This is a genomic window from Actinoplanes ianthinogenes, assembly GCF_018324205.1.
GTDB lineage: Bacteria > Actinomycetota > Actinomycetes > Mycobacteriales > Micromonosporaceae > Actinoplanes > Actinoplanes ianthinogenes.
In genome coordinates this window covers 9,608,862-9,621,497 of sequence record NZ_AP023356.1, presented here as the reverse complement: position 1 = coordinate 9,621,497, position 12,636 = coordinate 9,608,862, and the positions used below count along the sequence as shown (strand labels likewise).

The 12,636-nt window shown below is 69.6% G+C and carries 13 protein-coding genes; 8 read left to right on the top strand and 5 right to left on the bottom strand.

The window, feature by feature from the left end; translation table 11 throughout:
• Nucleotides 1–21 precede the first annotated feature (21 nt).
• Both Aiant_RS43925 and Aiant_RS43920 read right to left on the bottom strand, forming a co-directional pair.
• Entirely contained in the window at nt 22–1,605 is a 1,584-nt protein-coding gene (locus tag Aiant_RS43925; RefSeq protein ID WP_189330546.1) for a peptide chain release factor 3, read from the bottom strand.
• Nucleotides 1,606–1,682: 77 nt separating this feature from the next.
• Complete coding sequence (locus tag Aiant_RS43920) at nt 1,683–2,927, bottom strand: L,D-transpeptidase (protein ID WP_189330545.1); 1,245 nt, start codon at nt 2,925–2,927, stop codon at nt 1,683–1,685.
• 288 nt (nt 2,928–3,215) lie between these two features.
• On the opposite strand from Aiant_RS43920, the gene Aiant_RS46375 reads away from it, so the two are divergent.
• The gene (locus tag Aiant_RS46375; protein ID WP_189330544.1) at nt 3,216–3,773 is read left to right on the top strand and encodes a hypothetical protein; all 558 of its coding nucleotides are present in this window, start codon (nt 3,216–3,218) and stop codon (nt 3,771–3,773) included.
• Nucleotides 3,774–3,789: 16 nt separating this feature from the next.
• On the opposite strand, the gene Aiant_RS43910 is transcribed toward Aiant_RS46375, so the two are convergent.
• Entirely contained in the window at nt 3,790–4,506 is a 717-nt protein-coding gene (locus Aiant_RS43910; protein ID WP_189330543.1) for a PDC sensor domain-containing protein, read from the bottom strand.
• Nucleotides 4,507–4,537: 31 nt separating this feature from the next.
• Complete coding sequence (locus Aiant_RS43905; protein WP_189330542.1) at nt 4,538–5,269, bottom strand: FadR/GntR family transcriptional regulator; 732 nt, start codon at nt 5,267–5,269, stop codon at nt 4,538–4,540.
• Nucleotides 5,270–5,382: 113 nt separating this feature from the next.
• Between Aiant_RS43905 and Aiant_RS43900 the strand changes: the two genes are divergently transcribed.
• The 6 genes from Aiant_RS43900 to Aiant_RS43875 all read left to right on the top strand — a co-directional run bounded on the left by Aiant_RS43900 (nt 5,383) and on the right by Aiant_RS43875 (nt 11,044).
• Entirely contained in the window at nt 5,383–6,384 is a 1,002-nt protein-coding gene (locus tag Aiant_RS43900; RefSeq protein ID WP_212846836.1) for an ABC transporter ATP-binding protein, read from the top strand.
• Nucleotides 6,385–6,395: 11 nt separating this feature from the next.
• Complete coding sequence (locus tag Aiant_RS43895; protein ID WP_229830009.1) at nt 6,396–7,583, top strand: ABC transporter substrate-binding protein; 1,188 nt, start codon at nt 6,396–6,398, stop codon at nt 7,581–7,583.
• A 1-nt stretch (nt 7,584) separates the two neighbouring features.
• Nucleotides 7,585–8,442 (top strand): ABC transporter permease, encoded by an 858-nt coding sequence (locus Aiant_RS43890; protein ID WP_189330540.1) that lies wholly within the window; start codon nt 7,585–7,587, stop codon nt 8,440–8,442.
• Nucleotides 8,439–9,254, top strand: a complete 816-nt coding sequence (locus Aiant_RS43885) for an ABC transporter permease (RefSeq protein ID WP_189330539.1) — start codon at nt 8,439–8,441, stop codon at nt 9,252–9,254. The genes Aiant_RS43890 and Aiant_RS43885 overlap by 4 nt, the downstream gene beginning before the upstream one ends.
• A 102-nt stretch (nt 9,255–9,356) precedes the next feature.
• Nucleotides 9,357–9,803 carry an SRPBCC family protein gene (locus tag Aiant_RS43880; RefSeq protein WP_189330538.1) on the top strand — a complete coding sequence of 149 codons (447 nt, stop codon included), beginning with the start codon at nt 9,357–9,359 and terminating at the stop codon, nt 9,801–9,803.
• A gap of 47 nt (nt 9,804–9,850) precedes the next feature.
• Nucleotides 9,851–11,044 (top strand): acyltransferase family protein, encoded by a 1,194-nt coding sequence (locus Aiant_RS43875; protein WP_212846835.1) that lies wholly within the window; start codon nt 9,851–9,853, stop codon nt 11,042–11,044.
• On the opposite strand, the gene Aiant_RS43870 is transcribed toward Aiant_RS43875, so the two are convergent.
• Nucleotides 10,980–11,546, bottom strand: a complete 567-nt coding sequence (locus Aiant_RS43870) for a dihydrofolate reductase family protein (RefSeq protein WP_189330537.1) — start codon at nt 11,544–11,546, stop codon at nt 10,980–10,982. The two genes, Aiant_RS43875 and Aiant_RS43870, sit on opposite strands and share 65 nt — an antisense overlap.
• A gap of 73 nt (nt 11,547–11,619) precedes the next feature.
• Here Aiant_RS43870 and Aiant_RS43865 point away from each other — a divergent pair, with 73 nt between their 5' ends.
• Entirely contained in the window at nt 11,620–12,573 is a 954-nt protein-coding gene (locus Aiant_RS43865; protein ID WP_189330536.1) for a sigma-70 family RNA polymerase sigma factor, read from the top strand.
• Nucleotides 12,574–12,636 lie beyond the last annotated feature (63 nt).

The window sequence follows — 12,636 nt, the reverse complement described above, 5'->3', positions numbered from 1 at the left end:
GGCCGGTGCGGACGGAACCCGTCAGTCGAGTTTGAGGTCCGGGTGGCGGCCGGCGACCGAGCGCATCCGCCACTTGTTGGTGAACAGGGCCAGCAGCGCGTCGTCGCGGACCCGGGTCATCACCTCGACGCCCGCCTCGCCGCGCAGGATCTCCCGGCCGTCCGCGTCGGTCTTCGCCGTCGTCTCGTAGGGCAGGTGGTCGACCTGCACCTTGACGCCGAACTCGCTCTCCAGCCGGAACGTGGCGACCTCGAACTGCATCGGACCGACCGCCGCCAGCACCGGCGACTGGTCACCACGCTGGTCGGAGCGCAACACCTGCACCACACCCTCGGCGTCGAGCTGCTCGATGCCGCGCCGGAAGCGCTTGAACGCCGACGTGTCGGTGGTGCGCACCACGGCGAAGTGCTCCGGCGGGAACGACGGCAGCTGCGGGTACTGCACCGGCTTGCCGACGTACAGGGTGTCGCCGATGGCCAGGGCGGTCGCGTTGACCAGGCCGACCACGTCACCCGGGTACGCCTCGTCGATCGTGTCGCGGTCCTGCCCGAACATCTGCTGGGCGTACTTCGTGGTGAACGGCCGGCCACTGCCGCCGTGCGTGACGATCATGCCGCGCTCGAACTTGCCGGAGTTGATCCGGACGAAGGCCACCTGGTCACGGTGCGCCCGGTTCATGTTCGCCTGGATCTTGAAGACGAAGCCGGAGAAGTTCGCCTCGACCGGCTGCTCGGTGCCGGACGTGGTGGGCCGGGCAGCCGGCGGTGGCGCCATTTCCAGGAGAACATCAAGAAGCTGACGTACGCCCAGATTCGCCACCGCCGCCCCGAACAGCACCGGCGTGGTGGTCGCCGCGAGGAAGCCCTCCTGGTCGTGGTCCGCGCCGGTCAGTTCCAGCAGGTCCAGCTCCTCCACGGCGGTGTCCCAGTCCGTACCGAAAAGGGTTTTCGCCTCGTCGGCGGACATCTCCTGCTCGATCGCCAGGTCGGCGCCGCCGGGGGAGCGCTGCATCCGGATGAACGTGCCGGTCCGCCGGTCGATCACCCCGTGGAACTGCCCGGCCGGGCCGACCGGCCAGGTCAGCGGCGTCGGGCGCAGGCCGATCCGCTGCTCGATCTCGTCCATCAGCGCGAGCGGGTCCAGGCCGGGCCGGTCCCACTTGTTGATGAACGTCAGCACCGGGATGCTGCGCTGCCGGCACACCTCGAACAGCTTCAGCGTCTGCGGCTCCAGGCCCTTGGCGGCGTCGAGCAGCATCACCGCGCTGTCCACCGCGGTCAGCACGCGGTAGGTGTCCTCGGAGAAGTCCGCGTGACCCGGGGTGTCCAGCAGGTTGATCACCGCGTCGCCGTAGGAGAACTGGAGCGCGGCCGACGTCACCGAGATGCCGCGCTGCTGCTCCATCGCCATCCAGTCGGAGACGACGCCCTTGCGGTCACCCTTGCCGTGCACCGCCCCGGCCTGCCCGATCACCCGGGCGTGCAGCGCGAGCGCCTCGGTCATCGTCGACTTGCCGGCGTCCGGGTGCGAGATCACCGCGAACGTTCGTCGCCTGCCCGCCTGCGCTGCCACACCCGCCGCTGACGCCAGCACACTCTGACTCACGTTCCGTCCTCATCGCCCCGCAGATCCGCTACCTGCGGATCTTTCGGAGCAACTGTAACGTCACGCCGGAGCGAGGATCAGGCGCCGTACTTGTCGAAGGGCACCGTCCAGTCGCCGAGACCGTTCCAGATCTCCAGATCACGCGGGCTGTGCTTGACGTCGACGATGTCGCCGAGGATGAAGGTGTTGTACACCCACAGCGCGTCCTTGGTGCTCAGGTTCACACAGCCGTGCGACCGGTTCGCCTGGCCGAGCTGACCGTTCCACGGGGCGGCATGCAGGAACTCGCCCGAGTAGCTGATCCGGGTGCAGTACTCGATGTCGGGGGAGTCGTAGTAATTCGGGTCGTTCGGGTCGGTGACGCCGTAGCTGGCCGAGCTCATGCTGTGCTTGCGCTCCTTGGACAGCACGACGTGCGGGCCGCCGGCGGTCCAGAAGCTCACCTTCTGCCCCTGCGCGCCGGTGGTGCCGCCACCCTTGCCGAAGCTGCTCTTCATGGTGCGGACCAGCTTGCCGTCGATGTACACCTTCGTCATGTGGGTGCGGGTGTCGGCGAGCGCGATCAGCTGGCGGCCGATGGTGAAGTGGGTGGACGAGTTCTTCGCCCCGTAGACACCCTTGCCCAGCTTCGTGCCGAAGCCGTTGACCTTCACCTTGATGGTGGTGCCCTTGGCCCAGTACTTCGCGGGGCGCCAGTGCACGGTCTGGTCGCTCGCCCAGTAGAACTTGCCCTCGACGGACGGCGACGTGGTGATCTCGATGGCCTTCTCGGCCGCCTTCTTGTTGACCGAGCGGCTGAACGCGATGATCACGGGCTGACCGGCGCCGTAGGTCCCGCCGGTCTTGAGGGACGTCATGGCATTCGCCTGGAACGTCACCTTGACCAGGTTGTCCGGCTTGATGGTGCTGAACGTCGAGGTGTGCGCGGCGGACGTGCCGGTGCTGTCGCTGGTGGTCGCGACCACCTTGTAGGTCTTGCTGTAGTCGAGCTCCTCGGTCGACTGCCAGCTGCCGTCGGACTGCATGGCGCCCTCGACCTTGGTCTTGCCGGTGGTGACGGTGACCGACTGGAGCGTGCCGTTCGAAGCGGCCACGGTGATCGGATTGACCGGGGAGACCTCTTTGGTCCCGTGGGCCGGCGTCACGGTCAGCGTGACCGGCGCGGCCGACGGCTCGGTGGCCGACTCGGCGACCGGCTCGACCCAGTTGGTCGTGCCGTTGTCACCGGCGCTCGCCTTGTTGCTGTGGGAGGAACAGCCAGCGGCGGTAGCAGCTGCGGCCACACCCAGTGTGCCGATGATGACCTTACGTCGCTGAATCATGGCTCTCACAATCGAGGGGGTCCCGTCCGGCGCCATCGGTCGCCGCACACCATAAGACGCGGCTGAAGCCCGAGAAGTTGCCTGTCGAGTCGATCAAATTTTTAAATGTCTGCGTTAAGGCAGTCATCTTGACAGATCTTGATCGCACCCGGTAGGCCGGAATGGCTCTCCGGGGTGCCGGATAGCCGACGGTGGGGGAGATAGCCGTCACATGGTGGCGGGGCGGTTACTCGGCGTCGCGTGATTCGCTCCCGGAACCGTGTTTCGGGGCCGCGATAAAGTGCCCGGATGTCCGCCGAATCACACACCGTCAATCGCCGCAACGGGATCACCCAGGGCGTGTTCGTGATGACCGGCTTCGGTCTCTTCTGGGCCATTCTCGCGGCCACTGGCGTCTCCCCCGCGGCAGCCGCGATCGGACTGGCGGTGCCGGCCGTGGCGACGGCGATCGCGGTGCTGGTCGTCGCGCTGCGATGGGCCGCCGAGTCGGTGGCACGCGGCACCACGCGCCGGGTCGCGGAGCACTCGCGACAGGTCTTCACCCTGGTCAATGTCGGCCAGGCGGTGCTCATCCTGATCGCGGTGTTCGGTCTGGTCCGCGCGGGACACCCGGGTCTCATCCCGGCCGCCGTCTGCCTCGTCGTGGGGTTGCACTTCCTGCCGCTCGCCCGGGTTTTCGACGTCCGCACCTACCTGGCGACCGGGGCGCTGCTGATCGCCGTGGCCGTGGTGGGAGCGGTCGTGTATGCCGCCGCATCGGACGACGCTCTGGTGCGGGTGGTGGTCGGGCTTCCGGCGGCGATCGCGCTGTGGACCTCGTCGCTGCTGATCGCGCGGCGCGGCTGAGGTCCCGCGGGCAGCCTCAGGCGCGGTCCCAGGTGATGACCGCGAGGGGCAGGGCGGGACAGGGGTCGACGCGGACGCCGCCGGGCAGGGCCTGGGCGGTGCGGACGCCGAGGGCGGCGCGGATCTGCGGGTCGCGGATCAAGGAACCGGTGACGTGCCGAGCGGTGCTGCCCGCGATGATCCGGCCCTGCGTGTTGACCAGGGCGACCGTGGCGTGGGCGGCGCGCATCGCGGGCCGCAGGGTGCGCTCCAGGTCGCCGACCGTGACGTCCGCGCCGGCTATCCCGGTGACCTCGCCGCCCGCGCGGACCGGGACGGTGAAGGTGAGGGTGTACTCCTCGGCGCAGACATAGTCGACGTAGGGGCCGGTGACGTGGCGCCGGCCGGTCTCGCGCGGGACCGCGAACCACGGGAGGCGGGCCAGGTCGACGAAGGTGTCGCTGTCCGGGTCGACGTCGAGCACCAGGCGGGAACGCTGCTCCGGGCCGGTGCCCATCCACCACTCCAGGCCGGGCAGGTCGTCGGTGAGCGGCACGGTGATCACGCCGGCGCCGGTGATCAGGCCGCCGAGTGCGGCGATCACCCGCGGGCGCAGCGGGGTCAGATCGGCCGAGATGATCGGGTGGTCCACGGCCGCGAAGATCTCCTCGGCGTCGCGGCGCAGCGCGTCGGCGGTCGCGAAGACCTGCTCCGCGAGCGCCGTGACGTGGCCGGCCAGAGTCGTCTGTCCCACGAGGACCCACCTTGCTAGTGCGACGGGGCGGTCACGGGTCGACCAACGTCAGATGCAGGTTTACCAGACGTTCGACGGCCCTCGCGACGTGGTCCTCGGTGAGCCGGCGTGCCCGGTCGTCGTCGCCCGCGGCGATGGCGTCCACGATCCGCGTGTGGTCGGCATGCGGATCGAACGCGTCGCCGTCCGCCGGGACGATCGGTGACCAGAGCAGGGTCCCCAGCTCGGCCGCGAACGCCACTTCCTCGTGTGCCAGCCGGGCGGACTGGGCGACCGCGGCGACCTCCAGGTGGAAGGCCCGCTCGACCCGGTGCAGCGGACGGCCCCGGGCGTCGAGCTCCTCCCGGATGCGCCGCACGTCGTCCGTGTCGGCGCGCTGGGCGGCCAGGCGTGCCGCGGCGCCGGCGATCGCCGCGTAGTGGTCGGCGGTGTCGCGCAGCTGGGGCAGGCTCATCGCGGCGAGCCGGGCGCGCAACGACGGCGCGTGCCCGGCAGCCGGCGCCCGCACGAAACTGCCGCCGCCTCGGCCGCGGCGGGTCTCCACCAGGTTCTGCTGCCGCAGGGTGACCAGTGCTTCCCGGACGGTGACCCGGGAAACCCCGAGCTGCGCCGCCAGGTCGGCCTCGCTGGGCAGCTGCTCGGCGTCGGTGAGCAGACCGAAAGTGATCGCGTCGGTGAGGCGCCGGACCACGGTCTCCGCGCGGCTGTGCGGGTCGAGCGGCGTGAACACCCGTGCTGACGTGCTGGTCCGGTCCGTGCCCATGCCCTTGATTGTTCCCCATGCCCGTTAACCCGACCGTTACCGGACGCCCTTGACCTTTAAAGTCTGACGCCATACGTTTTCGCCACCTCGCAGGAAAGGGCCGGAGGATCAGCGTGAACGACACACCCACCCCAGCGATCCGGCTCACCGGGCTCCGCAAGTCGTTCGGTGCCGTGGAGGCGGTGGCCGGTGTCGATCTGGAGATCGCCGACGGCGAGTTCTTCTCGATGCTCGGTCCGTCCGGCTCCGGCAAGACGACCGTGTTGCGGATGATCGCCGGGTTCGAGCTGCCCACGGCGGGCACGGTCGAGCTGGCCGGCCGGGACGTGACGAGGCTGGCGCCGTTCGAGCGCGACGTCAACACGGTCTTCCAGGACTACGCGTTGTTCCCGCACCTGAGCGTGCTGGAGAACGTCGAGTACGGACTGAAGGTGCGCAAGGTCGGCAAGAAGGAGCGACGTGACCGGGCGGAGCAGGCGCTTGCTGCCGTACGTCTGGAAGGTTTCGGCGGCCGTAAGCCGTCGGCGATGTCCGGCGGTCAGCGGCAGCGGGTCGCGCTGGCCCGGGCGCTGGTCAACCGGCCGAGAGTGCTGCTGCTCGACGAGCCGCTCGGTGCCCTCGACCTGAAGCTGCGTGAGCAGATGCAGGTCGAGCTCAAGGCGATCCAGCGCGAGGTCGGCATCACGTTCGTCTTCGTGACCCACGACCAGGACGAGGCACTGACCATGAGCGACCGGGTCGCGGTCTTCGACGCCGGCACGATCGCCCAGGTCGGCACCCCGGAAGAGGTCTACGAGAACCCGGCCAGCTCGTTCGTGGCCGGCTTCGTCGGCACCTCCAACGTGTTCACCGGCGAGGTGGCCACGGCGTTGCTGGGCCGCGAGGGCACCTTCTCGATCCGCCCGGAGAAGCTCGACCTCACGGCCGACGAGGACGGCAACGGCGTGGTCGCCGAGGTCGTCTACGCCGGGCCGATCACCCGATACGTCGTCGACCTCGACGCGGGCAGCCGCGTCGTGGCCGTCGCCCAGAACCGCCACAACGGCGCCCCGCTGGTCGCGCGCGGCCATCGGGTCCGGCTGAGCTGGCACGACGACCACGTGACCGTTCTATGAAGGAGACAACCATGCGGATAACGGCGATTCTGGCGGCGGGCATGCTCCTGCTGGCCGCATGCGGTGGTGGCGGTGACGGGAGCGGCGGCTCCGGTCCGGGCGGCCTCGCCGTCCCGAAGATCGACAAGCTGGGGTCGCTCGGAACCGGTGAGGGCGCCGTCACTATCGTTTCGTGGGCCGGGTATGTCGAGGACGGGTCGACCGACAAGAGCGTCGACTGGGTGACGCCGTTCGAGAAGGAGACCGGCTGCCAGGTCAACAACAAGGTGGCGGCGACCTCGGACGAGATGGTCACGCTGATGAAGACCGGCGACTACGACGTGGTGTCGGCGTCCGGGGACGCGTCGCTGCGGCTGATCTACGGCGGGGACGTCGCGCCGGTCAACACCGATCTGGTCGCCAATTACAAGGACGTCTTCGACGGCCTGAAGAACAAGGCCTGGAACTCGGTGGACGGGGTCGCCTACGGCATTCCGCACGGGCGCGGCGCCAACCTGCTGATGTACCGGACCGACACGGTCAAGCCGGCGCCGACCTCGTGGGGCGCGGTGTTCGACGCCAACTCGCCGTACAGCGGGAAGATCACGGCGTACGACTCGCCGATCTACATCGCCGACGCCGCGCTGTACCTGATGAAGACCAAGCCCGAGCTGGGGATCAAGAACCCCTACGCGCTCGACGACAAGCAGTTCCAGGCTTCGGTGGATCTGCTCAAGGAGCAGAACAAGACGATCGGCGAGTACTGGTCCGATTACACCAAGGAGGTCCAGGCGTTCAAGGCCGGCAACTCGGTGATCGGTACGTCGTGGCAGGTGATCGCGAACCTGGCCGAGGCCGACAAGGCGCCGGTCGAGGCGATCCTGCCCAGCGAGGGTGCGACCGGCTGGTCGGACACCTGGATGATCTCGTCCAAGGCCAAGCACCCGAACTGCGGCTACCTGTGGATGAACTACATCGTGTCGCCGAAGGCCAACGCGCAGGTGGCGGAGTGGTTCGGCGAGGCGCCGGCGAACAAGCTGTCGTGCGGCGAGACCGCCGACAAGAACCACTGCGCGACGTTCCACGCGGACGACGAGACGTATTTCGACCAGGTCTGGTACTGGACCACGCCGCTCGCGCAGTGTGTGGACGGACGCACCGACGTGACCTGCAAGGACTACTCGGCCTGGACGCAGGCCTGGACGACGATCAAGGGATAGCGTGACCAGTCTCGGTTCGTACCTGCACCGGCACCCGCGTCTGCGCCTGGCCGGCCTGCTCTCCGCGCCCCTGCTCTGGCTGGTCGTGGCCTATCTCGGCGCGCTCGCGGTGCTGCTGGTGTCCGCGTTCTGGACCGTGAACGGATTCACCGGCGGGGTGGTCCGGCAGTTCTCGCTCGCGAACTTCCGGACCATCCTGTCCGAAGAGGTCTACCGGGCCGTCACCCTGCGCAGCCTGGGAGTGGCGGCCGCGGTGACGGTCATCTGCATCGTCCTGGCGGTGCCGATGGCGTTCTTCATGGCCAAGGTCGCCTCGGCGCGGTCGCGGCACTGGCTGGTGATCGCGATCCTCACCCCGCTGTGGGCGTCGTACCTGGTCAAGGCGTACGCCTGGCGGATCCTCCTGGCGAACGGCGGGCCGGTCGACACGCTGCTCGGCGGCCCGGGCAACGGTCCCGGCTACGGACTGTTCGCCACCGTCCTGGTGCTGTCGTACCTGTGGTTGCCCTACATGATCCTGCCGATCTACGCGGGCCTGGAGCGACTGCCGGACTCGCTGCTGGAGGCGTCCGCGGACCTGGGCGCCCGGGCCGGCCGGACGTTCCGCGCCGTGGTGGTGCCGATCCTGATCCCCTCGACCTTCGCGGGGTCGATCTTCACGTTCTCGCTGTCGCTGGGCGACTACATCACCGTGCAGATCGTCGGCGGGAAGACGCAGCTGATCGGGAACCTGGTCTACGCCAACATCGGGGCGGCCAACAACCTGCCGTTCGCGGCCGCCATCGCCACCATCCCCGTCCTGATCATGGTGATCTACCTGGTCGCGGTCCGTCGCTCGGGCGCTCTGGAGGAGTTGTGACGCTGTCCGCACCGGCCCGCTGGGCGCTGCGTGTCTTCATGGGCTTCGGGCTGACCTTCATCTACGTGCCGCTGCTGCTGGTGCTGGTCAACTCGTTCAACGGCGACCGGACCTTCGCCTGGCCGCCGCACGACTGGACGACCCGGTGGTGGGCGGCGGCCTGGGACAACGACGGCGCCCGGCAGGCCCTGCTCACCTCGATCCGGGCGGGGCTCGGCGCGACCGCGATCGCGCTGGTGCTGGGCACGATGGTGGCGTTCGCGGTGCAGCGGTTCGCGTTCTTCGGCCGGGACACGGTCTCGCTGCTGATCGTGCTGCCGATCGCGCTGCCCGGCATCGTCACCGGCATCGCGCTGGACAGCGCCTGGCGGTCGGTGATGGGTGACCTCGGGGTCAGCAAGGGCATGTTCTCGGTGATCGTCGGGCACGCCACGTTCTGCGTGGTCACGGTCTACAACAACGTGCTGGCCCGGCTGCGCCGGACCGGCACGAATCTGGAGGACGCCTCGGCGGATCTCGGGGCGTCACCGTTACAGACTTTCCGGTACGTCACTTTCCCGCTGATCCGCTCGGCGCTGCTGGCCGGTGGGCTGCTGGCCTTCGCCCTGTCCTTCGACGAAATCATCGTCACCACGTTCACGGCCGGTCCCGGGGTGACGACGCTGCCCATCTGGATCTTCAACAACCTGTTCCGGCCGAACCAGGCGCCGGTGGTCAACGTGGTCGCGGCCGTACTGATCGTGCTGTCGGTGATCCCGGTGTGGCTGGCCCAGCGGCTGGCCGGTCCGGAGGCGGGTGCCAGCCGCACCTGAGCCCGTGCCCCCACTCGATGCGCAACCTAAGGTTGCGTATCGGCGGCCCGGTGACTACGGTGATGTGCAACCAACGGTTGCACTAACCGAGGAGGAATCACGATGGCGGACATCCTGCACCGGGTCGGCGTCAAGGGCGCGGCACCGGAGGACGTCTACGACGCGCTCACCACCGTCGACGGGCTGGCTGCCTGGTGGACGGAGAAGACCAGTGGGGACGGCGGGCTCGGGGGCCGGTTGGAGTTCCGGTTCCCGCCGGTGGGCGGCTTCGACATGGAGGTGGTGGAGACCCGGCCGGCCGAGCGGGTCACCTGGCGGGTCGTCGACGGCCCCGAGGAGTGGATCGGCACGACCATCGACTGGCGGCTGCGCCGGGACGGTGACTACACGATCATCCTGTTCGAGCACCAGGGGTGGAAGGAGCCGGTCGAGTTCATGAACCATTGCAGCACCAAGTGGGCCACCTACCTGCTGAGCTTGAAGGCGCTGGTGGAGACCGGCGCCGGCGCGCCCGCCCCGCACGACCTTCCGATCAGCGACTGGCATTGACCCGGCCGTGATTGAACCTTGTGCGCCGCCTGTGCGTTCTCTGCGAAGTGAACCGGAAACGGGTGGCCGGTCTTGACGGTCTGCGTGGACTCTGCGCCCTCTACGTGATGTTGTTCCACTGCTGGGCGTACACGTTCCGCGGTTTTCCCCGCTATCGCGGGCCCGATTGGCTGAGCTGGCTCGGCTTCGGCCGGCTCTCGGTGGTGCTGTTCCTGGTCCTGTCCGGGTTCTCGCTGGCCCTGGCGGCGGCCGGCGACGACTGGCGGCTGGGCAGCCTGGTCCGGTACGCCCGCCGCCGGGCCTGGCGCATCCTCCCCGCCTACTGGGCCGCCCTCGCGTTCAGCCTGGTCATCGCGTGGACCGTGGTCCGCCAGCCGTACTCCCCGGAGCCGACCGCCGGGTCGGTGGTGGTCTACACGCTGCTGCTCCAGGACCTGGTCGCGGTGCCGACCCCGAACGGCGCGTTCTGGTCGATCGGCGTGGAGGTGCTGCTGTACGGCGTACTCCCGCTGCTCCTGATCCTGTGCCGCCGCCTCGGCCCGGCGGCGATGCTGGCCGTCGTCACCCTGCCGGTGCTCGTGATCGGCTTCATGGTCTTCGACGGCTCACCGCCGCAGGGCGACAACCTGCTGACCCCGCATCTCGTCCCGGCCTTCGCCGCGGGCGTCGCGGCGGCCGGCGTGGCCGCGGCAGGCGCCCGCCGCCTGCCGTGGGCCGCGCTGTCACTGCTGGCCGCCATCCCGGCCGGAGCCCTCGTCCTGCACCAGGGCTCACGGTGGATGGTCCACCACTACTACTGGGTCGATCTCGCGGTCGTCCCGGCGATGACCCTGTTCCTGCTGGCCGTTGTGAGCGGCCGGCCACCCGCCCTGATCCGCCTGCTCGACTCCGCGCCGTTGCGGCGGCTGGGTTCGTTCTCCTACAGCCTCTACCTGATCCACCTGCCGATCGTGGTCGCGATCGACCAGAAGGTGGTGGCCCCACGGCTGGGCCACGGAATCGTCGCCTTCACGGCCACGACGGTGCTCGCCGGTGGCCTGTCGCTGATCGGTGCGTGGTGTTTCGCCAAGCTCTTCGAGGTGCCGTTCCGCTCCTGGGCGGACGTCAGGAACGCGATCCGTCCGGGTGTGCGGGCCGGAGCCCCGATCACGGACGCGATCGAGGCTCCGGCCGGGCTCAGCGATCCCGGCGCAGCACGGTCAGGGCCGTCACCCCACCGGAGCCCGGTTCGATCGTGGTGAACCGGAAGTCGGCGCCCTGACCGTCGGCGAACAACCGGTCACCGGCCCCGGCCACCACCGGGAAGGTCACCAGCCGGTACTCGTCGACCAGATCGGCCGCCGCGAGCGCCCGCACCACGCTCAGGCTGCCGATCACCACGACGTCACGGGTCTGCCGCTCCTCCTTGACCCAGGCGACCGGGTCGCCGTCGATCGCGGCCGAGTTCGACCAGGCGGCCGCGTCGATGCCGGTCCGGGTGGCGACCCGCTTGGCCGCGGCGTTCATCAGCCCCGCGAATTCGCTGTCGCGGCTGGGCCACACCTTGGCGAACGCCTCCCAGGTGCGTCGCCCGTACAGATGAACTCCCTCGACCATCCGCGAGCCGAGCCGGAACTTGTCGCCGTCGACCGGCCCGGTCCCGAACTTGAACGCCCAGCCGCCGTGCCCGGTGCCGCCCCGGCCGTCCGGGTCGGAGACCACGCCGTCCAGCGTGATGAATTGAATGACGATGACGTCGCCCATCGTTGCTCCCTGAAATCTCGGCGATCCAACTCTCACCCACCACATACCGAGCGGAGGCGGCAGACTCATCGCCATGACGACACCGGAGCAGCACGAGGCTTTCCGCGGCGACCTGCTGGCGCACTGCTACCGGATGCTCGGCTCGGTCCAGGAGGCCGAGGACCTGGTGCAGGAGACCCTGCTGCGGGCGTGGAAGGCGGCCGACCGGTTCGACCCGCGGAAGGCGTCGCTGCGCACCTGGCTGCACCGCATCGCGACCAACGCCTGCCTCACCGCGCTGGAGGGCCGCGCCCGGCGCCCGCTGCCGAGCGGCCTCGGCGGCCCCGGCGACCCGCAGGCGCCGCTCACCCCGAGCCTCGACGTGCCGTGGCTCCAGCCGTTCCCGGACGCCCGCCTCGGTGACCCCGCCGACGCCGCCCAGCAGCGCGCCAGCCTGCGACTGGCCTGGGTCGCGGCACTTCAGCTGCTGCCCGCCCGGCAGCGCGCCGCGCTGGTGCTGCGCGACGTGCTCCAGTTCTCCGCCGCCGAGGTCGCGGAGGTGCTGGACTCCAGCGTCGCGTCGGTGAACAGCGGCCTGCAACGGGCGCGTGCCACCCTGCGCGAGGCCGCACCGGAGCTCGACGAGCAGCGCGAGCCGGCCGACCCGGGGGAGCGGGCGGTGGTCGAGCGCTACCTGGCCGCGTTCGAGGCCGCCGACGTGCCGGAGCTGTCCCGGCTGCTCGCCGACGACGTGGCGATGGAGATGCCGCCGGTCGCGCTCTGGCTGCGCGGGCGCGCGGACTACCTGGCGTTCATCGTGCGGGTGTTCGCCATGCGCGGTCCGGGCTGGCGGATGGTGCCGGTGCCGGCGAACGGGAGCCTGGCGCTGGCGGCCTACGCCCCGGACCTGCGGGCGCACTCCGTGCAGGTGTTCACGGTGGCCGGTGGGCTGGTCCGGCGCAGCGTGTCGTTCGTGGATCCGGCACTCTTCGCGCTGTTCGGACTGCCGCCGGTCCATGACGCGCGGTGGCGTTCGTCGATGCGTTGACAGTCGCGTTACAGCAGTGTTTCAATCTGCGGGGTATCCCCTGTGAGCGGTAACACACTTCGA